The organism is Streptomyces sp. VRA16 Mangrove soil, from assembly GCF_017377775.1.
Classification (GTDB): domain Bacteria; phylum Actinomycetota; class Actinomycetes; order Streptomycetales; family Streptomycetaceae; genus Streptomyces.
On the sequence record NZ_JAFVLN010000013.1, the window covers coordinates 187541 to 211061 of the forward strand.

Consider the following 23521-nt stretch of genomic DNA (forward strand, 5'->3'; position numbering starts at 1 on the left):
CCTCAGGTTCGCCGGCCGTACACCACAGCCCCGTCCACGTACGCCACCACCTCGTACGCCCCCAACAACCGCCGCACCCCCCGCACCCGCTCCACCCCGTACGCGGCCCCCCGCGAGTCGTCCACGACCAGCGCGGGCGGCCGCGCCGAGAACTCCGCGCGGAAGGTGCGCCAGGTTCCCGGCACCGCCCGTCTCTCCCCCACCCGCCCCCCGTCCCGCCCGCCGCTGTAATTCGTCAGCAGCCCCGCCGTCAGGAAGCGGCTCGCCGGGGTGCGGTCGGAGAGCCAGTACGTCTCCGGGTGCATGCCCCAGATCAGGACCGGGGTGCCGGGGGGCGTGCGGGACTGTACCGCCGCCGCGACCCGCTGGGCGTGGGTCAGTTCGGGGCGTGGGGCCAGCAGGCCCCAGGTCAGGAACAGGGCGCAGCAGCACACCGACACCAGCAGCGCGTCCACTCTCCGCTCGCGCGGCAGGATCGCCAGCGCCGCCGTACCCAACAGCGCGATGGGCGGCGTGAGTTGGAGGAAGTAGTGGCCGAAGAAGTGGAAGCCGGCCAGCACCGCGAGCGCCGACGAGCCCAGCCACAGCCACAGTTCCGCGCAGCCGGTGCGGGCGAGGCGCAGGACGCGCAGCACCGGCGGGACGATGCCCGCGCAGGCCAGGCCCAAGATCGCCGCGTTCGTCAACCCCCTTACGAGAACGTGGAGTTCGGAGCCGGTGAAGGACGCGTACGCACCTGAGCCGGTCACCGTCCAGAACAGGAAGCCCGACGGGTCGGTGACGCAGGCCGCGGCCAGCACCGGCGCGGCCACCCCGGCCGCGCACCGCAGCACGTCCCCGCGCGGCGCCCCGCACCGCCACAGCGCCCAGGCGCAGGGCACGAGCACCGCCGCCCCGGTCTGCTTGGTGAGGAAGGCGCCGGCGACCGCGATCCCGCACCACCCCCAGCGGCCGCGGTCCGCGCACCGGACGGCCGCCGCGGTCCACGGCAGCATGAACACCTCGAAGGCCGCGGCCTGGGTGTCCTCCGGGTTGAGGCCGATGGAGATCAGGAGGTACAGGACGCCCGCGGTGCGGCCCGCGGCGTCGCCCCAGCGGCGTCGCGCGATCGACGCGAGCAGCGCCGCCGTGCCGAACTGGGCCGCCACGGCACAGACCTTGAGCGGGGTCAGTGACTGCGAGCCGAAGAGCGCGAACACCGCCTCGTACAGCCAGGGCACGAGCGGCGGTTTGCGGTCGACCACCGTCTCGTAGAGCGCTCCGCCGTGCGCCAACATCCGTGCCTGGACGGCGAGATAGCCCTCGTCGGGGTTCCACAGGGGGTGCGTGAAGGACGGGATGCGGGTGACGCAGGCCAGCAGGGCGAGGAGCGGGAGAAGTCCGCGCCAGTAGGCGGTGACGGGGGTCGGGCGCCGGACATCGCCGCGGCCTTCGGATACGTACGGTGATGACTGCGGCGCCTCGATGAGCATGCGTGCCAAACTATCCGGCCCCGTATGTCCGGTTGAAGCGGGACATACGGGGCCGGTGAAGATCGCATCAACCGGTTGACGGCTACCGGGAGTTGCGGGCCAGCTTGCTGTGCGTGCGGCCGTACGCGAAGTAGATGACCAGGCCGAACACCATCCAGGCGAGGAACCGCAGCCAGGTCTCCACGGAGAGGTTGAGCATCAGCCACACCGACGCGGCGACCGAGGCGATGGGCAGCGCGGGGACCCACGGGGCGCGGAAGGCGCGGGGCAGGTCGGGGCGGCTGCGGCGCAGGATGATCACGCCGAGGGCGACCACGACGAAGGCGAAGAGCGTGCCGATGTTGACCAGCTTGGAGAGCTCCTCCAGGGAGACGAATCCGGCCAGCAGCGCGGAGGCGACGCCCAGGATGATCGTCGAGCGGTACGGCGTGCGGAACTTCGGGTGGACGTGGCTGAAGACCGGCGGCAGCAGGCCGTCGCGGCTCATCGCGAAGAAGACGCGGCCCTGGCCGAGCAGCAGGATCATCACGACGGTGATCAGGCCGATGATCGCGCCGAAGTTGATCAGGCCCGCCCAGAACGGCTGGCCGATCGCCTTGAAGGCGTCCGCGAGCGGCGCCGCCGTGCTGAGCTCCGAGTACTTCTGCATGCCGGTGACGACGATCGACACGGCGACGTAGAGGACCGTGCAGATGGCGAGGGAGCCGATGATGCCGCGCGGCACGTCCTTGCTCGGGTTGCGGGTCTCCTCGGCGGCCGTGGCGACGACGTCGAAGCCGATGTACGAGAAGAAGACGATGGCCGCGGCGGTGAAGATGCCCATCACGCCGAACGCGGACGGGGTGTAGCCGAAGATCGCCTCAAGGAGTGTGGCGCTCAGACCCGACTGGCCGGTCAGCTCCTTCTGCGGCGGGATGAAGGGCTTGTAGTTGGCGCCGACGATGTGGAAGCTGCCGACCGCGATGATGATGAGGACGACCATCACCTTGATCGCGACGACGATCGAGGTGACGTGCGCGGACAGCTTGACGCCGACGACCAGGACGCCGGTCATGACGAGGATCAGCAGCGCGGCGGCGATGTTGAAACCGAACTTGCCGTCGGACGGGCCGGTCAGGACGGTGGGCAGCGGGATGCCCCACTGGTCCAGGAGCGACTGCGCGTATCCCGACCAGCCGACGGCGACCGTGGCCGCGCCGAGCGCCAGCTCCAGGACGAGGTCCCAGCCGATGATCCAGGCGACGAACTCACCGAGCGAGGCGTAGGAGAAGGTGTACGCGGACCCGGCCACCGGGACCGTGGAGGCGAACTCCGCGTAGCACAGGGCCGCGAGGGCACAGACGACACCGGCGACGACGAAGGCCAGGGAGACGGCGGGGCCGGCGTACTCCTTGGCGACCTGGCCCGTGGTGACGAAGATGCCGGCCCCGATGACGACGCCGACGCCGAAGACCGTGAGATCGAGCGCGGAGAGGGTTTTGTTGAGCTTGTGCTCGGGTTCCTCGGTGTCCTTGATGGACTGCTCGATGGATTTCGTGCGGAGCAGACCGTTGCGGGTCCGCTTCTCGCTCGTGTCTGGCTGGGTGGTCACCGGCATACCTCCTGGGGCTCGTCGTCCTCGACATGATCGAGACGAGTAGCCTGCGGCGTGCCGGTCAGTCCCCCAGGTTCACACCAATGGGGCTGGTCGGACTCACCCAATGGGTGGGTCCGACCCCCTGCGTGCCCTCCAGTGTCTGTCCGGCGGAGCCGGTCGCGGGCGCGGGCCACACGGATGCGGCCCGATCCGCCGTACCGGCCCTAGTCGCGCGCCGCCTCGACCTCGCGGTCCGCTCGGTCCTCGCGGTCGTAGCGGCCGTCCAGCTTCGAGACCAGGCCGGTGACCTGGCGGGCGATGTCCGGTGCGGTCAGGCCGATCTCCGCCATGACCTCCTTGCGGGAGGCGTGGTCGAGGAAGCGCGGCGGGATGCCGAAGTCGCGCAGCGGGACGTCGACGCCCGCGTCGCGCAGGGCCTGCGCGATCGACGAGCCGACGCCGCCGACCCGGGAGTTGTCCTCGACGGTGACGACGACGCGGTGCCGCTCGGCCAGCGGGGCCATCGCCTCGTCGACCGGCTTGACCCAGCGCGGGTCGACGACGGTCGTGGTGATGCCCTGCTTGTCGAGCAGGTCGGCGATCTCCAGGCACATCGGGGCGAGGGCGCCGACCGACACCAGGAGGACATCGGGCCGGTCGCTGCCCGGCTCGCGCAGTACGTCCATGCCGCCGACCTTGCCGACGGCCTCGACGGCCGGGCCGACCGCGCCCTTCGAGTAGCGGACGACCGTGGGCGCGTCCTCGACCTGGACGGCCTCGCGCAGCTGGGCGCGGACCTGGTCGGCGTCGCGCGGCGCGGCGATCCGGACGCCCGGGACGACCTGGAGGATCGACATGTCCCACATGCCGTTGTGGGAGGCGCCGTCGGTGCCGGTGACGCCGGCCCGGTCCAGGACGAAGGTGACGCCGCACTTGTGCAGGGCCACGTCCATCAGGAGCTGGTCGAAGGCGCGGTTGAGGAACGTCGCGTAGACCGCGAAGACCGGGTGCAGGCCGCCGTGGGCCAGGCCCGCCGCGGACACCGCGCCGTGCTGCTCCGCGATGCCGACGTCGTAGACGCGCTCCGGGAACGCCTTGGCGAACTTGTCGAGGCCGACCGGCTGCAGCATGGCGGCCGTGATGGCGACGATGTCGTCGCGCTCCTGGCCGAGCTTGAGCATCTCCTCGCCGAAGACCGAGGTCCAGTCGGCGCCCGCGGCCTTGATCGGCAGGCCGGTGTCGGGGTGGATGGGGCCGATGCCGTGGAAGCGGTCCGCCTCGTCCTCCAGGGCCGGGCGGTAGCCGCGGCCCTTCTCGGTCAGGCAGTGCACGATCACCGGGCCGCCGAAGCGCTTGGCGCGGGTCAGCGCCGACTCCAGGGCCTCGATGTCGTGGCCGTCGATGGGGCCGAGGTACTTCAGGCCGAGGTCCTCGAACATGCCCTGCGGGGCGATGAAGTCCTTGAGGCCCTTCTTGGCACCGTGCAGCGTCTCGTACAGCGGCTTGCCGACGACCGGGGTGCGCTCCAGGAGGTCCTTGCCGCGGGCCAGGAAGCGCTCGTAGCCGTCGGTGGTGCGCAGGGTCGCCAGGTGGTTGGCGAGGCCGCCGATGGTGGGCGCGTACGAGCGCTCGTTGTCGTTGACGACGATCACCAGCGGGCGGTCCTTGGCGGCCGCGATGTTGTTCAGCGCCTCCCAGGCCATGCCGCCGGTCAGCGCGCCGTCGCCGATGACCGCGACGACGTGGTCGTCACGGCGCTTGAGCTCGTTGGCCTTCGCGATGCCGTCGGCCCAGCCGAGGACCGTGGAGGCGTGGCTGTTCTCGATGACGTCGTGCTCGGACTCGGCCTGCGAGGGGTAGCCGGACAGGCCGCCCTTCATCTTCAGCTTGGAGAAGTCCTGCCGGCCGGTGAGCAGCTTGTGCACGTAGGACTGGTGACCGGTGTCGAAGAGGATCTTGTCCTGCGGCGACTCGAAGACGCGGTGCAGGGCGATCGTCAGTTCGACGACGCCGAGGTTCGGGCCGAGGTGGCCGCCGGTCTTGGAAACCGCGTCGACGAGGAAGGTCCGGATCTCTCCTGCCAGCTGGTCCAGCTGCTCCTGGCTGAGCCGGTCCAGATCGCGCGGTCCCGTGATGCGGGTCAGCAGCGGCACCCGTGCCTCCTTGCAGTAGAGCTGTGAGTAGCTGGTTGAGCTGTTCGAGCTTGCCGGGTCTGTCGAGTCTAATGTTCCGCCGTTCAAGGCGGAGGGCGGGCCGGGGGTTCCCGGTTCACGCGATCGGCCCTTCGGATAGGAACGCGTGTTCCCCGTGAGGTGGTTCCACGCATGACTGTGCCCGGCGTCACCCTTGACGCCGGGCACAGTCAGCTCAGAGAGCCGGGTCAGGCACGGCCTGCCGACTTCTGGGTCTTACGGGTGATCGAGTCGATGACGACCGTGGCGAGCAGCACACCACCGGTGATCATGTACTGGATCGGCGTCTCGATGCCCTCCAGCGCCAGGCCGTACTGGATCGAGGTGATGACCAGCACACCGAGCAGCGCGTTCCAGGTGCGGCCCCGGCCACCGAAGAGGCTGGTGCCGCCGATGACGGCCGCGGCGATGACGTTCATCAGCAGGTCGCCGGTACCGGCGCCCTGGTTGGCCGCCGCGATCTTGGAGGCCCAGAACAGACCGCCGACCGCCGCGAACAGACCGGAGATCGCGAAGACCGAGATCCGGATCGCCGTGACGTTGATACCGGCACGGCGGGACGCCTCGACGCTGCCGCCGAGCGCGAAGACCTTGCGGCCGTACGAGGTGCGGCGCAGCAGGAAGTCGGTGCCGACCAGGACGATCGCGAAGAGGAGCGTCGCCAGCGGCAGGCCCTTGTACTGGTTGAAGATCGCGGCGACGCCGAAGACGCCGATCGCGAGCAGGACCGTGCGCACGAGGATGTCGCTGAGCGGCCGGGAGGGGATGCCCGCGGCGGCGCGGCGGCGGTTGCCGAGGAAGGTCGGCACGAAGTAGGCGGCGACCGCGACGACCGCGAGGCCGTAGGCCGCGGCGACGTCGGAGAAGTAGTAGCCCGTGAGGTGGCCGACGACACCGTCGCCGTCGATGTTGATCGTGCCGTTCGAGCCCAGGATCTGGAGCATGAAGCCGAGCCAGAACAGCAGGCCCGCCAGGGTGACGGCGAACGCGGGGGCGCCGACCTTGGCGAAGAAGAAGCCGTGCAGGGCTCCGATGGCGGCGCCCGCGAGGAGCGAGATGAGCACGGCGAGCCACTCGTTCATGCCGTGCGTGACGCTGAGCACCGCGGTGATCGCCGAGGAGACACCGGAGACGGAGCCGACCGACAGGTCGATCTCACCGAGCAGCAGCACGAAGATGATGCCGACCGACATCATGCCGGTGGCCACCATGGCGACGAAGATGTTGTTGAGGTTCTCCGCGCCCAGGAAGGCCGAGTTCAGGCTCTGGAAGATCGCGCAGATGACGATCAGGCCGATGACGACCGGGATGGCACCGAGGTCGCCACCCTTGATCTTGCGCTTGAACTCGGATATGTAGCCGGCGAAGCCCTGCTCGCGGACGAGCAGCCGGGGGTCGACCTCGGCCACGGAGGCGCCGGCCGCGGGGGCGGGCGTCTCGACGGGGGTGTCGGCCTGAGCGTTGTCTGTCTTGTCGATGCTCACTTCTGAGCCTCCGCGGTGGTGCGCGCCGCACGACGGGTCACGGCGTTGTCCGTGGCACCGGTGATGGCGGAGATGATTTCTTCCTGCGAGGTCGTCTTGACCTCGAACACGCCGTTGTTGCGGCCGAGCCGGAGCACGGCGACCTTGTCGGCGACGGCCTTCACATCGGCCATGTTGTGGCTGATGAGGATGACCGCGAGACCGCGCTCGCGCAGCCGCTCGACGAGGTCGAGGACCTGCGCGGTCTGCTCGACGCCGAGGGCCGCGGTCGGCTCGTCGAGGATGACCAGCTTGGGCTCGCCGAGCATGGACCGGGCGATGGCCACGACCTGGCGCTGGCCGCCGGAGAGCGAGGCGATCGGGATGCGCACGCTGGGGATGCGGATCGACAGGGTCTGGAGCAGTTCGCGCGAGCGGCGCTCCATCTCGACCTCGTCGAGCACGCCCATCCTCTTGAGCTCACGGCCCAGGAAGAGGTTGCCGACCACGTCGATGTTGTCGCACAGGGCGAGGTCCTGGTAGACGGTCGCGATGCCCAGCTCCTGGGCATCGTGCGGCTTGTTGACCGCGACCGGCTTGCCGTCCCACTCGATGACGCCGTCATCGATGGGGTGCACACCCGCGATCGTCTTGACAAGGGTGGACTTTCCGGCGCCGTTGTCGCCGACGAGGGCGACCACCTCTCCGGCGTGGACCTCAAGCTCTACGTCGGTGAGCGCCTGGACGGCACCGAATCGCTTGGAGACCCCGCGCAACGCCAACACGGGCGTAGCGGACACGTGAACCATCTCCTTCGCCGCCAAAGGCCTGACCCGGCGGGAGGTTGAACCAAGAAGAATGAGGGGGGTTGTTCCGTCCGGCGCCCCGCCGTTGAGCTTGCGGGGCTGATGGCGGCAGGGCACCGGACGTGCTCGACACGGGTGCGCTACACCGATGAGAGCGCCAAGTCCCGTGAAGGACAAGGGGAGTTGCCCGGAAGGCGACTCCTGGGAACTGCCGGGGCAGTACCGGGTGTCAGCCGGTGACTACTTGAGACCGGCCTTCTCGCACGCGCTCTTGTACTTGGCGGTGCAGATCTCGTCGAGGGTGTAGTACCCCTCCTTGACGACCGTGTCCTTGACGTTGGCCTTGGTCAGCGAGACGACCGGGACGATGACCGACGGGACGGCCTTCTCGGTGCCGCTGTCGACGGTGCTGGTGGTCAGACCGGCGGAGTCGAGGTTGCCCGTCTTGGCGATCGAGACGGCCATCTTGGCGACGGTCTCGGCCTCCTGCGGGTACGACTTGAAGACCGACATGTACTGCTCACCCGCGAGGATGCGCTGCACGCCCGCGAGCTCGGCGTCCTGGCCGGTGACCGGGGGAAGCTTGGAGACACCCGCGGACTTGAGGGCCTGGATGATACCGCCGGCCATGCCGTCGTTCGCCGAGTAGACGCCGACGATCTTGTCCTTGCCGATCGACGAGATCGCCGCGTCCATGTTGGCGTTGGCGTTCTCCGGCTTCCACTCCTTGGTGTCGTACTCCTTGCCGATGTTCACCTTGCCGTCGAGGACGGAGTGCGCGCCGTCCTTGAACTGCTTGGCGTTCGGGTCGGTGACGGAGCCGTTCATCATGACGATCTTGCCGGACTTGGCCTTGTCGCCCAGCGCCTCCAGGAGCGCCTTGCCCTGCGTCTTGCCGACCTCGGTGTTGTCGAACGAGGTGTAGGCGGCGATCGGGCCCTCGGCCAGGCGGTCGTAGGCGACGACCGGGATGCCGGCTTCCTTGGCCTTCTTGACGCCGGAGGCGACGGCCTTGAAGTCGACCGCGTCCAGGATCAGCACGTCGACCTTCTTGGTGATCATCGTGTCGATCTGCTGCGACTGAAGGGTCGCGTCCTGCTTGGCGTTGAGGTACTCGACCTTGCCCTTGCCGTTGGTGAGGTCGGATATCTGCTTCTCGATGATCGGCTTGTCGAACTTCTCGTAACGAGCCGTCTGGTTCTCCGGGAGCAGCAGGCCGACGGTGATGTCGTCGCCCTTCTTGCCGGCCGACTTCGAGCTGTCGGCCTTGTCACCGGACTCCTTGGCGGAGCCGCAAGCGGCGAGCGAGACCGCCATGGCGGTGGCACAGAACGCAAAGGCCGCACGACGCATACGCGTGTTCACTTCAGAAACCTCCCTGACGAGGCCGCGTCGTTGCGGCCGAGGTAGCTGGGAGTCAACTCGGCCGCAACACAAGCGTCAAGGAGTAAATACTTAACGAGATGGCAACGGTGTCATGCGTTCTCTAAGTGAAGGCAGGTGTGGCCGCGGGAACGGAGCCTCCACCAATCCCTTCCAAAAGGGTCGAATCGCCCATCTCGCTGAGGGCCAGGGCGAGCGCCCCGAGCACCTCCGCGCGGCCGCCCAACGCCCCAGGAAGGACCGAGAGTTGGCGGGCGGCGCTGGGGATCGCGTAGCGGCTCACGGACTCTCTGATGGGCCCCAGGACCAGCTCACCGGCCTCCGCCAGATCGCCGCCGAGGACCACCCGGCTGGGGTTGAGCAGATTGCAGAGGTTCGCGACGCCGGAGCCGATGTGCCGGCCGACGTCGGCGATCACCCGACGGCATCCGGGGTCGCCGTCACGGGCGAGCCGGACGACGCCCTCCATGGTCAGATCCGTCCCATGGCTCGACTGGAGCAGCGGCAGCACGTAGCGGGCCGCCGTGAACGTCTCCAGGCAGCCGCGGTTGCCGCAGCGGCAGACCGGGCCCGACTCGTCCAGCGTGATGTGCCCGATCTCGCCCGCGGTGCCCCCGGGGCCGCGGTAGATCTTGCCCTCGATCACGAGCCCGGAGCCGACGCCGCTCGCGACCTTGATGTAGGCGAGGTCCTTGACGCCGCGCCCGCTCCCCCAGACCAGCTCGCCGAGCGCGCCCAGGTTGGCGTCGTTGTCGACGTGCACGGGGACACCCAGGCGCCTGCTGAGCTCCTCCGCGGGCTTGGTGCCCGTCCAGCCCGGCAGGATCGACGTGGAGCCCAGCGTGCCGCTCTCCACGTCGATGGGGCCCGGGACGCCGAGCCCGACGCCCGCGACCTTCGTACGGTCCACGCCGGTCGCCGCGATCAGCCGCTCGACCAGCTCCTCGGCCCGGTCGAAGCCCTGCGCGGCGGACGCGTCCACGTCCAGCGGCTCGGATTCCTCGGCGAGCACCTGGTGGGCCAGATTGCCGATCGCCACGCGCAGGTGCGTGTGGCCGAAGTCGACCCCGATGACGATGCCGGCGTCCCCGCTGAGCGAGACGCTGCGGGCCCTGCGTCCCCCGGCCGAGGTGGGCGTGACCTCGACCGTTCCCCCGTCCTTGAGCTCCCGGACGATGTTGGAGACCGTCGCTGCGGACAGGCCCGTCGTCCTCGCGATCTCCGCCTGCGTGAGCGACCCGGCGAGGCGCACGGCACGTACGACCCGCTCCAGATTGGCCCGGTGCAGAGACGACTGCGACCCCGGAGTCTCCATTGACTCTCACCCTCATCCCTGGCCCGCGTCACACTGGGTGACCGAACCTTGTACAAGTTATGAACTCCAAGCTCCGCTGAATCGGCCAGTGGCGTCAAGCCCTTGACAGAAATCGGTTCCAGGCTGTGTCCGGCCCCGCTCATCTGTGCGTACCGCAGGTACGCACAGGGACGCACAGGGGTCCGGCCCCGGAGATGATGTCTCTCCGGGGCCGGACCCCTGTGCACAACGGGTGAAGGCAGCGGTTGCGTCAGCGGAAGGTGCCCTGCGACACCGAACCGGCGATGCGGCGCTGGAAGATGATGTAGACGACCAGGACCGGGACCACCGTGACCACGATCGCCGCGAAGAGCGCGCCGTAGTCGATGCCGTAGGCCTGCGAGGACGCGTAGGCGGCCATCCCCTGGGTCAGCACCCACTTGTTCTGGTCGGTGTTGAGCGCCACCGGCAGCAGGAACTGGTTCCACAGACCCAGGAAGTTGAAGATCGCCACCGCCGCCATGCCCGGCCGCGCCATCGGCAGCATCACCTGGAAGAAGGCCCGCCAGTCCCCGGCGCCGTCGATCAGCGCGGCCTCGTACACGTCGTGCGGCAGGGAGCGGAAGAACGCGTAGAGGAAGAACATCGTGAACGGCAGCGCGAACGCGACGTAGGTGAGGATCAGCCCCGGCCGTGTGTTCAGCAGCCCGAAGTTCTGCAGCTGGAAGAAGAGCGGCACGATCGCCAGGAAGACCGGGAAGGTCAGCCCCGCGAGCATGACGTAGTAGATCAGCCGGCGTCCCGGGAACTGGAACCGGGCCAGGACGTACGCGCACATCGCGCCCAGCAGCATCACCAGGACCAGTGCGCAGACGACCACGATCACCGAGTTCAGGAAGTACTTCCCGATGCTCGCGTCGCTCCAGGCGCGCGAGTAGTTGTCGAACTGCCAGTGCTTCGGCAGCGCGAACGGCGACGACAGGATCTCCTTGGTCGTCTTGAACGACGACACCAGCACCCACAGCATGGGCAGGATCACGATCACGGACCAGAGGATCAGCAGGCCGTGCGCGATCACCGCGAACCTGCGGTCGCTGCCCGCGACGGCTTTCGTCAGCTTCTGGTCGCTCGCCCGCTTCTGGTCACGCGCCTGCTTCCGGTCGGCGGCTATGGCGCTCACTGGGCACCTCCCTTGGCTCCGGCACGCCGAGCCTTCGACCCACGCGCTTGCTTACCGCCGTCGCTCTCGCCCCCGCCGGTCAGCCGGTTGATGGCGAACACCAGCGCCGCGAACACCAGGGTGACGACGGCGAGGACGACGCCCATCGCGGTGGCGAGGCCGAACTGCTGCTTGGCGAAAGCGATGTTGAACAGCCGCTGGCTGATCGTGAGGGTCGAGTTGTTCGGCCCACCGCCCGGCAGCATGGCCTGTACGTAGACGAACGCGTCCAGCGCGGCGATGCCCAGGTAGATGTACGCGGTCTGCACACTGTCCCGGATCGCCGGCAGCGTGACCGAGATCGTCATCCGGAACCGGCCGGCTCCGTCGATCCTGGCCGCCTCGTACAGCTCGGCGGGAACGCCCTTGATCGCGGCGATGAAGAGCACCGCGTAGAACCCGACGAGCCCCCAGACGATGACGAACATCAGGGCCGGCATCGCCGTCGCCTGTTCGCCCAGCCAGGCGAACTCCTTGAAGCCGTCCAGGCCGAGCCCGCTGAGGATGCCGTTGACCAGGCCGGCGTTCGGGTCGTACATCTGCGCCCAGATCAGGCCGACGATGATCGCCGGCACGACGTAGGGGAAGAACGAGACGATCCGGTAGAACGATGCGCCCTTGATCCCCCGGACGGGGCCCTTGCTGGGCCCGCCCAGGGTGATGGCCACCGCGACCCCGAGAGCGAGCGTCAGCGTCACCAGCGGCACGAAGGCCGCCAGCAGGGCGACATTGCGCAGCGCCTTCAGGAAGACATCGTCCTGGAACATCTTGACGAAGTTGTCGAGGCCGACGAAGTCGTAATCCGGGCTGAAACCGCGCCAGTTGGTCATCGCCCAGAAGATCGCCTGGGCGAAGGGGTACAGGACGAAGATCACGAAGATGGCGACCGGGAGACCGAGGAACGCGAGAAAGAACGTCACCCGGTCGAACGTGAGCTTGCGGCGCCGGGGCCGCCCGCCGCGAGCGGCCGGCACGGGCCGGCTGCTCGCGGTGTCGGAGATGGTGGTCTTGTCTTTCATCGCAGTGCTAGCTGACCTTGATCTTGTCGACGGAGTCGTCTTCCCTGACCTTGTCGGAGATCTTCTGGAGGGCCGAGGTGAGGCCCTTGCCGTCGATGTCGCCGGAGAGGAACGAGTTGAACGGAACCAGCTGGTCCGTGTTCATCCCGTAGGCCTCGACGAAGTTGTAGGTGAAGATGTTGGTGCCCGCGGCCTCCAGCATCTTCGTCTGCGAGACGAGGGCGGACGAGCCGTAACCGTCGGCGGGCACGGTGCCCTTGACGATCGTCGGGGCCAGCTTCGTCTTGGAGAAGTTGGCGGCCGCGTCCTTGGACAGCATCGCCCGCAGCACTTCCTTGCCGCCGGCCGGGTTCTTGCCCTTCTTGGGGACGATGAACGGCTCGCCGGCGGCCGCGCGAATCGCCTCGTAGGGCAGCTTCGGCTTGTCGGTGAGCGTCATCGACGGGAAACCGGTCATCTGGAAGTCGGCCTTGGTGGCCTTCTTCATCTCGTTCTCGATCCAGCCACCGGACGGGTAGAGCAGCGCCTTCTGGTCGTTGCTCCAGATCGCCTGGGCCTTCTGGAACTGGGTGCCGGAGCCGCCGGGGACGAACATCTTGTCCTTGACCATGGTCTCCATGACCTTGATCACGCCCTGGATGGCCGGGTGCGACCAGCAGCCCTTCTCCAGGTTCTCCAGCGCGAGCCGGACCTCGTCGCCGCCCTCCTTGATCGCCGAGTCGATCAGCAGCGTGCGGTAGTAGGTCGCCGCCTCCTTGCCGTGGACGAAGAGGTACTTGCCCTTCTTCTTCGCCGCCTGGCCGAGGTCGAGCGCCTCGTCCCACGTCTTCGGCGGGGTCCAGCCGTTCGCCTCGAACAGGGTCTTCGAGTACCAGACGCCGTAGACGGTCATCACGTAGTTCAGCCCGACGAACTTGTCCTTGAACGTGCCGGGGCCCTTGACGCCGGGGTAGATCGTGTCGGCGATCTTCTTGCCCTCGTAGTTGTTCGCCTCGAGGACGTCGTCGAGCTCCTCGAGCTGGTCGAGGATGCCGAGGAAGCCGATCTGGTCCTCGCCTGAGTTGTCGATGAGGTCCGGCGGGTTGCCGCCGACGAAGCGGGGCTGGAGCTCCGGGGCGATGTCGACGACCGGCTTGACCTTGACGTCGAGACCGCTGCTCTTCTCCTTGGCGATCTTGCCGGCGAACGTCACGTAGTCGACGCCGTAGCCGCCGTTGAAGATGGCCGCGTCGACCTTGGAGTTCGCGGCGACGCCGAAGGGGTTCTTGGCGCTCGTCTTGCCCTTCGAGCCCTTGTCGCTGTTGCCGCTGTCGGACGGGGAGCTGCAGGCGACGGCGAACGACCCCATGGCCGCGGTCGCGATCGCCCCGCGCAGGAGCGTCCGCCTGTCGAGAGAGCCGGCACGAATGGTCATCTCTGCATCCTCACTGATCGATTGGATCTTTACGGGTGTGCTTGTTCGTTCTCGCCGTCGTCTCGGTACCGCTCAGCGGTACCGAGGGTGATCAGCCGAGTGATGTCGGAAATGGCCCGCGCCGGGTGTGGATCCCATGCTCAAGTCCTCGCCTTCTCCAGGACTCAGGCGGTGAACCGGATCCTCCCCGGCACCGCGGTGACGTGCTGTGTCGTGCCCCTGTGAGGGGGGAAACGCAGGTGGAGCTGGGTAGAGCTGGGTGGAGCTGAAGATTCCGGGATCGCGGAAGAGAACGTGCAGTTCGGGGCGGTGAACGCCCCCGACGGTTCCCCCCGTCCCCAGACGCCGACAGGTATAGTCCACTCCCTGTGAACTGGGCAAGATCGAATGCAGGTTTGGACATCGGTCTTTTCCGAGTTGAGACCTCCCGGAAATAAGCCACACCAGGGGATTCGTGGATCTTCCCAACTTCCTTGCGTACAAAGGGTGTAGACAAGCCGCCTCCGCAACACGCTGTAACAGCCTTCAACACCCTTGACACCAATGACCACTTGACGCCCTACTGGACCTTGCGCATCGAATTGACAACGTTGTCTCAATGCCGGAGGTCATCGGTTCATGCGGGGAAGATCACGACACAGACTCGGCGCCACGGCGGCCCTGGGCGCCGCCGCCCTGGTGCTCGCGGCGGCCGGCCAGGGTGCCGCCGTCGCCGCGGAGCCGCAAGCGCCGCGGGCGGCGACGGAGTTCAGCTCCTCCTTCGAAGCGGGGCAACCCGTCCCCGACTGGCTGAACACGGTCGACACCGCCCCGGACGGCAGCAAACGCTCATCCGGTGTCGACGGTGGATACACCGGTGGCGTCCCGGGCAATGTGAACGGGCATGTCACCGACGTCCGCGCCAGCGGCGAGAACAGCGGCGGCGGCGAGGTGGCGACGAACCTCGTCGACGGTGAGTCGACCACGAAGTGGCTGGCCTTCACGCCGACCGCCTGGGTGGAGTTCGACCTCGACTCCCCGCAGAAGATCGAGAAGTACGCGCTCACGTCGGCCAACGACCACGACGAGCGCGATCCGAAGGACTGGGTCCTCAAGGGTTCGACCGACGGAAAGGACTGGACCACTCTCGACACCCGTACCGGGGAAAGCTTCGGGCAGCGGTTCCAGACCAAGACGTACGACCTTCAGAGCCCGGCCGAGTACGCCCACTTCCGCATCGAGTTCACGAAGAACAACGGTGCGGGCGACGCGACCCAGCTGGCCGATCTGCAGCTGTCGACGGGCGACGACCAGGCTCCGGCCCCCGAGGACATGCTGTCGCTCGTCGACAAGGGCCCGGGCGGCTCACCGACGGCCAAGGCGGGCGCGGGCTTCACCGGGGTGCGCGCCCTGCGGTACGCGGGCACGCACAAGGCGGACGGCCGCGCGTACTCGTACAACAAGGTCTTCGACGTCGACGTGGCGGTGAAGCGGAACACCGAGCTGTCGTACAAGATCTTCCCGCAGATGGCGGACGGCGACCGCGACTACGACGCGACGAACGTCTCGGTCGACCTCGCCTTCACCGACGGCACGTACCTGAGCGACCTGAAGGCGGTCGACTCCAACGGCGGGCTGTTGACGCCGCAGGGCCAGGGCGCCGCCAAGCGGCTGTACGTGAACCAGTGGAACGCGGTGAAGTCGTCGATCGGGTCGGTCGCGGCCGGCCGGACGATCGACCGGATCCTCGTGGCGTACGACTCCCCGAAGGGCCCGGCGAAGTTCCGCGGCTGGCTCGACGACATCAGCGTCGGGCAGGTGCGGAGCGCGCCGCCCAAGGCCCACCTCAGCGACTACGCCTCGACCGTGCGCGGCACGAACTCCAGCGGCGGGTTCTCGCGCGGCAACACGTTCCCGGCGACGGCCGTGCCGCACGGGTTCAACTTCTGGACGCCGGTGACCAACGCGGGCTCGCTGAGCTGGCTGTACGACTACGCGCGCGACAACAACGCGGACAACCTGCCCACGATGGAGGCGCTGGCCGCGAGCCACGAGCCGAGCCCGTGGATGGGCGACCGGCAGACGTTCCAGATGATGCCGAGCGCCACGTCCGGCTCCGCGGTGGACACGTCGCGCTCGGGCCGCGCGCTGCCGTTCAGGCACGAGAACGAGACGGCGCGCCCGTACTACTACGGCGTGAAGTTCGAGAACGGCGTACGGGCCGAGATGACGCCGACCGACCACGCGGCGGCGCTGCGCTTCACCTATCCCGGTGACGACGCGAGCGTGGTCTTCGACAACGTCTCCGAGCAGGGCGGTCTCACGCTCGACAAGGACAGCGGGATCGTCACCGGCTACTCCGACGTGAAGTCGGGCCTGTCGGCGGGCGCGACACGGCTGTTCGTCTACGGCGTCTTCGACAAGCCGGTGAAGGCGGCCGACTCCTCGGGCGTGAAGGGGTACTTCAGCTTCGACGCCGGCAAGGACAGGACCGTCACGCTCCGCCTGGCGACCTCCCTCATCGGCATCGACCAGGCGAAGGACAACCTGGCGCAGGAGCTCCCGGCGTCCCGCTCCTTCACGGACGTGCGCGACGCGGCACGGGCCCAGTGGGACGCGCTGATGAACAAGGTGGAGGTGGAGGGCGCGACGGACGACCAGCGCACCACGCTGTACTCGTCGCTGTACCGCCTGTACCTGTACCCCAACTCCGGCTTCGAGAAGGTGCGTTCGCAGGACGGGAAGTCCGCGTACAAGTACGCCTCGCCGTTCTCGCCGATGCCGGGTCCCGACACCCCGACCCACACCGGCGCGAAGATCGTCGAGGGCAAGCCGTACGTGAACAACGGCTTCTGGGACACGTACCGGACGACCTGGCCCGCGTACTCGCTGCTCACCTCCAAGAAGGCGGGTGAGCTGGTCGACGGGTTCGTGCAGCAGTACAAGGACGGCGGCTGGATCTCCCGCTGGTCCTCGCCCGGTTACGCGGATCTGATGACGGGCACGTCGTCGGACGTGGCGTTCGCCGACGCGTACGTGAAGGGCGTCGACTTCGACGCGGAGGACGCGTACAAGGCGGCCGTGAAGAACGCGACCGTCGTCCCGCCGATGTCCGGTGTGGGCCGCAAGGGCATGGAGACCTCGCCCTTCCTCGGCTACACCTCGACGGACACGCACGAGGGCCTGTCGTGGGCTCTTGAGGGCTACCTCAACGACTACGGCATCGCGCAGATGGGCCAGGCGCTCTACAAGAAGACGGGCGAGAAGCACTACAAGGAGGAGTCGGAGTACTTCCTCAACCGCGCCCGTGACTACGTCAACATGTTCGACGACAAGGCGGCCGGCACCGGCTTCTTCCAGGGCAAGGACGCGAAGGGCGACTGGCGGGTGAAGTCGCAGGACTTCAACCCGGCGATCTGGGGCTACGACTACACCGAGACGAACGCGTGGGGCTACGCGTTCACGGCGGTGCAGGACAGCCGGGGTCTGGCGAACCTGTACGGCGGCCGGGACGGTCTGGCGAAGAAGCTGGACACGTTCTTCTCGACGCCGGAGACGGGCGCGGCGGACGTGGCGGGCTCCTACGGCGGTGTCATCCACGAGATGACCGAGGCGCGGGACGTCCGGATGGGCATGTACGGCCACTCGAACCAGGTCGCCCACCACGTCACCTACATGTACGACGCGGCGGGCCAGCCGTGGAAGACGCAGGAGAAGGTCCGCGAGGTGCTCTCGCGCCTCTACACCGGCTCCGAGATCGGCCAGGGCTACCACGGCGACGAGGACAACGGTGAGCAGTCGGCCTGGTACCTCTTCTCGTCGCTCGGCTTCTACCCGCTGGTCATGGGCAGCGGTGAATACGCCATCGGCTCCCCGCAGTTCACGAAGATGACGCTGCACATGGACGGCGGAAAGGACCTGGTGGTCAAGGCCCCGAAGAACAGCGCGAAGAACATCTACGTGCAGGGGGTCAAGGTCAACGGCCGTACGTGGTCCAAGACTTCGCTGCCGCACTCGGTCGTGGCGAAGGGCGGTGTCATCGAGTTCGAGATGGGCCCGAAGCCGTCGAAGTGGGGTACGGGCGTGGGCGCGGCGCCGACGTCCATCACGCAGGACGACAAGGTGCCCTCGCCGCGCAAGGACGCCATCACCGGCTCGGGTCCGCTGTTCGACAACTCCTCGGCGACGTCGGCGAGTTCGGACTCGGTGGAGCTGCCGGTCGGGGCGGACGGCGCCAAGGCCGTGCAGTACACGCTGACGTCGGACGACAAGGCGAAGGCCCCGACGGGCTGGAAGCTGGAGGCGTCCGACGACGGGCAGACCTGGTCGACGGTCGACGAACGCGCGGGCGAGTCCTTCGCCTGGGACCGGCAGACCCGGGTGTTCTCGGTGCCGAAGCCGGCGTCGCACCGGCACTACCGGCTGGTGTTCAGCGGTGGGGCGGCGACGGTGGCGGAGGTGGAGCTGCTGAGCTAGCCACTGGTTCAACCGGCGCCGAACGGATGCTGCCGGGCCGCGGGGGTCGCCCCCGCGGCCCGGCGGCTTACGTTCGGGCGCCGGGGCGGCCCGCGGTCAACGGGCAGTCCCGGACGCTGCACACCGCGCAGGAGTGGGCGGGCGACGCGTGCCCGTGGTCGCCCTCCTGGACGGGGAGCGGGCGATGCTCCGGGGCGGTCTCCAGCTCCCGGTACTCGTCGGCCTCCGGCTCGCGGTACTCGTCGGTCTCCGGCTCGCGGCACTCGTCGGTCTCCGGCTCGCGGTACTCCAGGAGCAGGAGCGCGGAGTCGTCGTCGACGCCCGCGGCGGTGTGGTCGTGGACGTCCGTGCGCAGCCGCACCAGGCAGTCGTCGAGCGCGGCGCCCCGCAGCAGGTCCGCGCGCTGGACCAGCGGATAGAAGGCGTCCTCGGCGTCTCGCGCCTCGGCCAGGCCGTCGGTGTAGAGCAGCAGCCGGTCGCCTTCCGTCAGGTCGACCCGGGTCGGGCCGGGCGGTTCCGGGTCGAGCCACGCCAGGCCGAAGGGCATCGCCGGGCTCGGCGGGTGCACGAGTTCGAGGCCGCCGCCGGCCCGCACGATCAGGGGCGGCGGATGCCCGAAGTTGAGCACCGTGAGCCGCCCCGCGTCGTCGAGTTCGGCGAGGATCGCGGTGACGAACTGCTCCTCGACGCCCCTGCGGTGCAGCGCGCAGGAGATGCTGAAGGCGACGCCGTCCAGGTCGGCGGCGTCATGGGCGCTCAGCCGGAAGGCGCTGAGCGTGACGGAGGCGGTGCGCACGGCGCCGAGCCCCTTGCCCTGGACATCCCCGATGATGACGCGGACGCCGCCGCGCACCGGGACCACTTCGTAGAAGTCGCCGCCGATCCGGGCGTCCTCGGTCGCCGAAAGGTAGGAGGCGGCGATGGCGGCGGGCCGGGTGTCCCCGGGCACCGGGGCGAGGATCACGCCCTGCACGAATTCGGAGATCCGCCGCTGCTGCGCCGCCCGGCGCTCGTGCTGCACCCGCGCATGGGCGGCGAAGGCGGAGGCGAACGTCACGAGGGCCACGCTGCACAGCGCCACGACACCGCGTCGGGTGAACAGCAGGTCGTCGAGATAGGCGACGGCCGCGCACAGCGTGATGGCGACCCCGCCACAGGCGATCACCCGCCAGGCGGCGGCGCAGCAGGCGGTCAGGGCGGGACAGACCGCGTACAGCGGCAGCAGCCCCGCGTTCTCGCCGAGCAGCGCGTCGCACACGGTGATGGCGACGGCCGCGACGATGCCGGGGCAGAGCGCCGGGAACCGGGTGGGGTACGCGCTGACTCGCATCGGGGCACCGTCCACAGATCGCCGGGGGACAATTCAGAAAGAAACGCAACGATACGTCCACCATTCGGCAAAGGGAACGTAATGTCCAGAGGGTGGGCCCGCTCCGCACCGCGCGTAGGCGATCACTCACGCGAGCACCCGGGTTTTCGCGGGGCGCGGGGGCCGGGCCGCTATCAGATGTCCTCCACTCCCGTCCACGGCCGTACGGTCCGACCTGTCCGCCGACCGGGCCGTGCGATCAGGGCCGGACGGCGGGTGACGTGGCGGATCCCGGCGTTCAAGATCGTTGGTGAAACGGTGAACAACCGGCCCCGGCGCGGGCCGGACCGGGGGCGGCTGGAGGCACAGGTGGGCGAGCGGAACGCGGCGCGAAAGCGGCGGCGCAGGGAGCCGACGCTCTTGCAGTCCGTCCAGCGCGCCCTGACCGTCCTGGAGCATGTCGCGGCGCATCCGGACGGGCTCAACGCCAAGCGCGTCGCGCGCCTGCTCGGTCTTCCGCTCCCGACGACGTACCACCTGCTGCGCACACTCACTCACGCCGGCTGGCTGGAGCGCGCCGAGGGGACCTACCGGATCGGCCCGTCCGCTCTGGACTTCAGTTCGAGCCGACCTCGTGACCAGGACTCTTGCACTATCTGAACTCGGGCCGTTTGGATCCCCGAAGACCGGCCCGCACGATACGTCAGAGACGTTCCGACAAGGGGGATCAGGTGAACGGCACCGAGCACGACTGCCCCGGTGAACTCGCCGGACTGGCCAAGGCGTTGACCCGGCGGGACGACGGCTGGTTCGACCCCGACCTGGTCGAGCTGGTCTTCCGCGCGGACGATCCGCTCGTGGTGACGGTGCGCTCCACGACGGTACCGGTGCCCGGTCCCGCGACCTGGCCGGTCTCCCGCGACCTGCTGCGCGCGGGCCTCGGCGCGATGTCCGGGAACGGGGCGGTGCGGGTGCGCCCGCGACGCGTGCCCGGTGCGGACCATCAGGTCCTGGTGGATCTCAGCGGCACCCCGCTCGGTCTTCAACTGCTGCTGCACCACCGGGCGTTGGACACCTTCCTGGCCCGCTCCGAGCACATCGTGCCGCGCGGCGGGGGTTATCCGGACAGTGTCGTCGAGCGAGGGCTGCGCGAGCTGTTGCCCGGCGGCGGTCGCCCCTTCGGGCCCGGGCCCGGCACTACGTGACCGGGTCCGCTGCCGGGGCTTGCCGCCGACTCCCTTTGGTGCAACGGTGATTACATGCTGACAGCCGAACAGCACGAGAAGTTGCGCGGCTGGTTCGCCGGCCGACTGCCCGAAGGGCTCTTCGATGTCGCGGCGGAGGGCCTCGACATCACCGTGGACCGCGAGGAGATCACCGTCGTCGGCCGGATCACCGAGCCACAGCTCGCGAAGGACGCCTCCGACGCCGAGCGCGCGGCGGCCGTGGCGGGCCGCATCCAGGAGTTCAGGGAGCGCACGCGCGACGAGCGCGTCGGCGTCGCGCGCGAGGCCGAGCACCGGTTCCGCAAGAAGGTGTCGTGGGGGGTGAAGTGCGGTACGGAGCAGGCCCTGTTCACCCATGTGTCGGCGCCCGTGATGACCCGTCTGCGCCAGCCCGAGCGCCAGGTCCTGGACACGCTCGTCGCCGGGGGCGTGGCCCGCAGCCGTAGTGACGCGCTGGCCTGGTGCGTCCGGCTCGTGCGGCGCAACGCCGACGACTGGCTCGGCGAGCTGCGCGATTCCCTGGAGCAGGTGCGGCGGGTGCGGGCGCAGGGCCCGGACACCGCCGGCTGACTATTCGCTCGCTCCTTCGCCGACGGTTTCGTAAGGTGCGCGGGTTGTCGTGACGAAGGGGCGGTGCGGGACATGGCGCGCGCGGGAGTGACACGGGACCAGTTGGCGGGGGCGGCGCGGGCCGCGCTGGGCGGCGGGCGGCGTCTCGACGCGGTGGAGCGGATCACGGGCGGCAGCAAGAAGGGCGTCTACCGGCTGACGATGGACGACGCGACGACCGCGGTCGCCTATGTGTGGTCACCGTCCGAGAACTACTGGCCGTCCGCCGACCGGGCCGAGGACCTCACCGACCCGTTCTCCGCGGGGCTCGGCCTCGACATCTTCGAGGCCGCGCACCGGCGGCTGCGCGCGGTCGGCGTCCGCGTCCCCGAACTGCGGCTCGTGGACCGTGACGGTACGCACGGCCCGGCCGACCTGGCGATCGTCGAGGACCTGCCGGGCGAGAACCTGGAGGAGCTCCTGGCCCGCGACCCGCGCGCCGCCGCGCCCGTCATGGACCGGCTCGCGCAGGCCCTGGAGGGCATGCGCGGGCACCGCGCGGCCACGTACGGGAAGGTGGCGGTCGTCGACGGCGGCGGGACCTCTCGCGGTGTGTCCTGCGCGTCGGTCGTCCTTGAGCGGGCGCTGCGCGATCTCGCCGAGGCGGCCGTCCGCGACCCGCGGATCGCCGCCGCCCGCGACCGGCTCGACGAGCGGCTGCGCACGCTTGCGGCGGCGGTCCGGCCGCGTCGCGCCTACGCCGTCGTGCACGGCGAACTGGGGCCCGACCATGTCCGCGTGGCCGCCGACGGCGCGCCCGTGGTCGTGGACATCGAGGGCACGATGTACTTCGACGTCGAGTGGGAGCACGTCTTCCTGCGGATCCGGCTGCACGACGCGTACCGGCCGCTGGCCGTGGACGGCCTGGACGAGGACCGGCTCGCGCTCTACCTGCTCGCGCAGCGGCTCTCGCTGACCGCCGGTCCGCTGCGGCTGCTCGACGGGGACTTCCCCCACCGGGCGTCCATGGCCGCCATCGCCGAGCACAATCTGACCGAGGCACTGGAGTTGATCCGCGCGTGACCACTATCGGATTCCTCGCCCCGCTCAGCGCGCCCGGTTGGGTCGAGGCGGGCCGACACCTGCTGGCCGGGGCCGAGTCGGCGGTGCGTGACGTGAACGAAGGCGACGGCTGCGGTGCCTTCGGCGGGGGCCCGCTGGAGCTTCTGGTCCGGGACACGGCCGCCGATCCGCAGCGGGCCGCGGCCGCCGTGGACGAACTGGCCGGGCTCGGCGTGGCCGCCCTCGCCGGGGAGTACCACAGCGTCGTCGCCCGCACCGTCGCCCTGCGCGCCGACGCGCTCGGTGTGCCGTACCTCTGCTCGTCGGCGGTGCTCGACACACTCACGGACGGTCCGTCGGCGGGGGTCGCGCGCATCGCCCCGATGCAGTCGCGCGGCTGGCGGATCTACGCGGAGCACCTGCTCGGCGCCGGGCATCACCACGTGGCCGTGGCCGCCCAGCCGAGCCTCTACTGGGAGTCGGGCACCCGGATCCTGCGCGACCACCTCACCGTCACCGCCCTCGACGCGTCCGCGCTCACCCCCGCGGCCCTGTGCGACGCCCTGGCCGACAGCGGCGCGACGGCCCTGCTCCTCCTGGTCGGCCACCCGGAACCGGCGCTGCCGCTCGTCCGGGCCGTCCGCGCCGACCGCCGCCTCACCCATCTGCTGATCGGCGCACCGGCCGGTCAGCCCGAACTTCGCTCCTGGACAGCGGAGTTGAGCGACCAAGGGGCAGGAGTCCCGTTCCTGCGCTACCTCCCGGACCGGCTCACCCCGCTCGGCGCACGCGTCGCGGCGACCCTGCGCGCACGCCTGGGCGAGGAGCCGTCGTTCGTCGCCTTCGAGGGGTACGACACGATCACTGTCCTGGCCGAGGCCCTGCGCCCGCCCGGCGCCGACCGGGCGGCCGTCGCCGCCGCCTGGCCCCACCTCGCCGTCGAAGGCACCCGGGCGAAGATCGCCTTCTCGCGCGTGCCGGGGACCGGCGTGTGGCAGTGGGCCGGGGCGCCGGTCCAGGTGGTCGAGCGCGACCCACGGGACCCGGCCGGGCCGTTCCGGGTGCTGCGCACCGGCTGACCG

The 23521-nt window shown here is 69.4% G+C and carries 17 protein-coding genes; 6 read left to right on the forward strand and 11 right to left on the reverse strand.

What is annotated here, in order from left to right:
* Positions 1-2: 2 nt before the first annotated feature.
* The 10 genes from J3486_RS30635 to ngcE form a co-directional block, all read right to left on the reverse strand.
* Entirely contained in the window at positions 3-1472 is a 1470-nt protein-coding gene (locus J3486_RS30635) for a glycosyltransferase family 39 protein (RefSeq protein WP_207826123.1), read from the reverse strand.
* An 82-nt stretch (positions 1473-1554) separates the two neighbouring features.
* Complete coding sequence (locus tag J3486_RS30640) at positions 1555-3069, reverse strand: amino acid permease (protein ID WP_207826126.1); 1515 nt, start codon at positions 3067-3069, stop codon at positions 1555-1557.
* A gap of 203 nt (positions 3070-3272) precedes the next feature.
* Positions 3273-5201, reverse strand: coding sequence for a 1-deoxy-D-xylulose-5-phosphate synthase (gene dxs, locus J3486_RS30645; protein WP_207826128.1), 1929 nt, complete (start codon positions 5199-5201; stop codon positions 3273-3275).
* Between the two features lie 227 nt (positions 5202-5428).
* Complete coding sequence (locus J3486_RS30650) at positions 5429-6724, reverse strand: sugar ABC transporter permease (RefSeq protein WP_207826130.1); 1296 nt, start codon at positions 6722-6724, stop codon at positions 5429-5431.
* Positions 6721-7512, reverse strand: a complete 792-nt coding sequence (locus tag J3486_RS30655) for an ATP-binding cassette domain-containing protein (RefSeq protein WP_207826132.1) — start codon at positions 7510-7512, stop codon at positions 6721-6723. Before J3486_RS30655 ends, J3486_RS30650 begins: the two co-directional genes overlap by 4 nt.
* A 237-nt stretch (positions 7513-7749) precedes the next feature.
* Positions 7750-8874: a sugar ABC transporter substrate-binding protein gene (locus J3486_RS30660; RefSeq protein ID WP_207826134.1), complete on the reverse strand. Its 1125-nt coding sequence runs from the start codon at positions 8872-8874 to the stop codon at positions 7750-7752.
* Between the two features lie 121 nt (positions 8875-8995).
* Positions 8996-10207: an ROK family transcriptional regulator gene (locus J3486_RS30665; RefSeq protein ID WP_207826136.1), complete on the reverse strand. Its 1212-nt coding sequence runs from the start codon at positions 10205-10207 to the stop codon at positions 8996-8998.
* Between the two features lie 250 nt (positions 10208-10457).
* Entirely contained in the window at positions 10458-11366 is a 909-nt protein-coding gene (locus J3486_RS30670) for a carbohydrate ABC transporter permease (protein WP_207826138.1), read from the reverse strand.
* Complete coding sequence (locus tag J3486_RS30675) at positions 11363-12424, reverse strand: carbohydrate ABC transporter permease (RefSeq protein ID WP_207826140.1); 1062 nt, start codon at positions 12422-12424, stop codon at positions 11363-11365. Before J3486_RS30675 ends, J3486_RS30670 begins: the two co-directional genes overlap by 4 nt.
* Before the next feature lie 7 nt (positions 12425-12431).
* Positions 12432-13838 carry an N-acetylglucosamine/diacetylchitobiose ABC transporter substrate-binding protein gene (gene ngcE, locus J3486_RS30680; RefSeq protein WP_207826142.1) on the reverse strand — a complete coding sequence of 469 codons (1407 nt, stop codon included), beginning with the start codon at positions 13836-13838 and terminating at the stop codon, positions 12432-12434.
* Between the two features lie 618 nt (positions 13839-14456).
* On the opposite strand from ngcE, the gene J3486_RS30685 reads away from it, so the two are divergent.
* The gene (locus tag J3486_RS30685; RefSeq protein ID WP_207826143.1) at positions 14457-18293 is read left to right on the forward strand and encodes a GH92 family glycosyl hydrolase; all 3837 of its coding nucleotides are present in this window, start codon (positions 14457-14459) and stop codon (positions 18291-18293) included.
* 67 nt (positions 18294-18360) lie between these two features.
* Here J3486_RS30685 and J3486_RS30690 read toward each other — a convergent pair whose 3' ends face one another.
* Entirely contained in the window at positions 18361-19623 is a 1263-nt protein-coding gene (locus tag J3486_RS30690) for a PP2C family protein-serine/threonine phosphatase (RefSeq protein WP_207826145.1), read from the reverse strand.
* A 399-nt stretch (positions 19624-20022) separates the two neighbouring features.
* Between J3486_RS30690 and J3486_RS44430 the strand changes: the two genes are divergently transcribed.
* From J3486_RS44430 to J3486_RS30715, 5 genes are all read left to right on the forward strand, one after another.
* A complete protein-coding gene (locus J3486_RS44430; protein ID WP_229378855.1) occupies positions 20023-20262 on the forward strand; it encodes a helix-turn-helix domain-containing protein in 240 nt (79 codons plus the stop codon).
* Positions 20263-20333: 71 nt separating this feature from the next.
* Positions 20334-20807, forward strand: a complete 474-nt coding sequence (locus J3486_RS30700) for an SsgA family sporulation/cell division regulator (protein WP_207826150.1) — start codon at positions 20334-20336, stop codon at positions 20805-20807.
* A 54-nt stretch (positions 20808-20861) separates the two neighbouring features.
* Positions 20862-21398: a hypothetical protein gene (locus tag J3486_RS30705; RefSeq protein WP_207826152.1), complete on the forward strand. Its 537-nt coding sequence runs from the start codon at positions 20862-20864 to the stop codon at positions 21396-21398.
* Between the two features lie 72 nt (positions 21399-21470).
* Positions 21471-22460 (forward strand): phosphotransferase family protein, encoded by a 990-nt coding sequence (locus J3486_RS30710; protein ID WP_207826153.1) that lies wholly within the window; start codon positions 21471-21473, stop codon positions 22458-22460.
* Positions 22457-23518 (forward strand): ABC transporter substrate-binding protein, encoded by a 1062-nt coding sequence (locus J3486_RS30715; protein WP_207826156.1) that lies wholly within the window; start codon positions 22457-22459, stop codon positions 23516-23518. Before J3486_RS30710 ends, J3486_RS30715 begins: the two co-directional genes overlap by 4 nt.
* Positions 23519-23521 lie beyond the last annotated feature (3 nt).

Bases quoted from the DNA above. Each gene is read 5' to 3' on its own strand.
- J3486_RS30635 (WP_207826123.1), bottom strand. From the start codon at position 1,472: ATGCTCATCGAGGCGCCGCAGTCATCACCGTACGTATCCGAAGGCCGC.
- J3486_RS30640 (WP_207826126.1), bottom strand. From the start codon at position 3,069: ATGCCGGTGACCACCCAGCCAGACACGAGCGAGAAGCGGACCCGCAAC.
- J3486_RS30655 (WP_207826132.1), bottom strand. From the start codon at position 7,512: ATGGTTCACGTGTCCGCTACGCCCGTGTTGGCGTTGCGCGGGGTCTCC.
- J3486_RS30665 (WP_207826136.1), bottom strand. From the start codon at position 10,207: ATGGAGACTCCGGGGTCGCAGTCGTCTCTGCACCGGGCCAATCTGGAG.
- J3486_RS30675 (WP_207826140.1), bottom strand. From the start codon at position 12,424: ATGAAAGACAAGACCACCATCTCCGACACCGCGAGCAGCCGGCCCGTG.
- ngcE (WP_207826142.1), bottom strand. From the start codon at position 13,838: ATGACCATTCGTGCCGGCTCTCTCGACAGGCGGACGCTCCTGCGCGGG.
- J3486_RS30685 (WP_207826143.1), top strand. From the start codon at position 14,457: ATGCGGGGAAGATCACGACACAGACTCGGCGCCACGGCGGCCCTGGGC.
- J3486_RS30690 (WP_207826145.1), bottom strand. From the start codon at position 19,623: ATGCGAGTCAGCGCGTACCCCACCCGGTTCCCGGCGCTCTGCCCCGGC.
- J3486_RS30705 (WP_207826152.1), top strand. From the start codon at position 20,862: ATGCTGACAGCCGAACAGCACGAGAAGTTGCGCGGCTGGTTCGCCGGC.
- J3486_RS30710 (WP_207826153.1), top strand. From the start codon at position 21,471: ATGGCGCGCGCGGGAGTGACACGGGACCAGTTGGCGGGGGCGGCGCGG.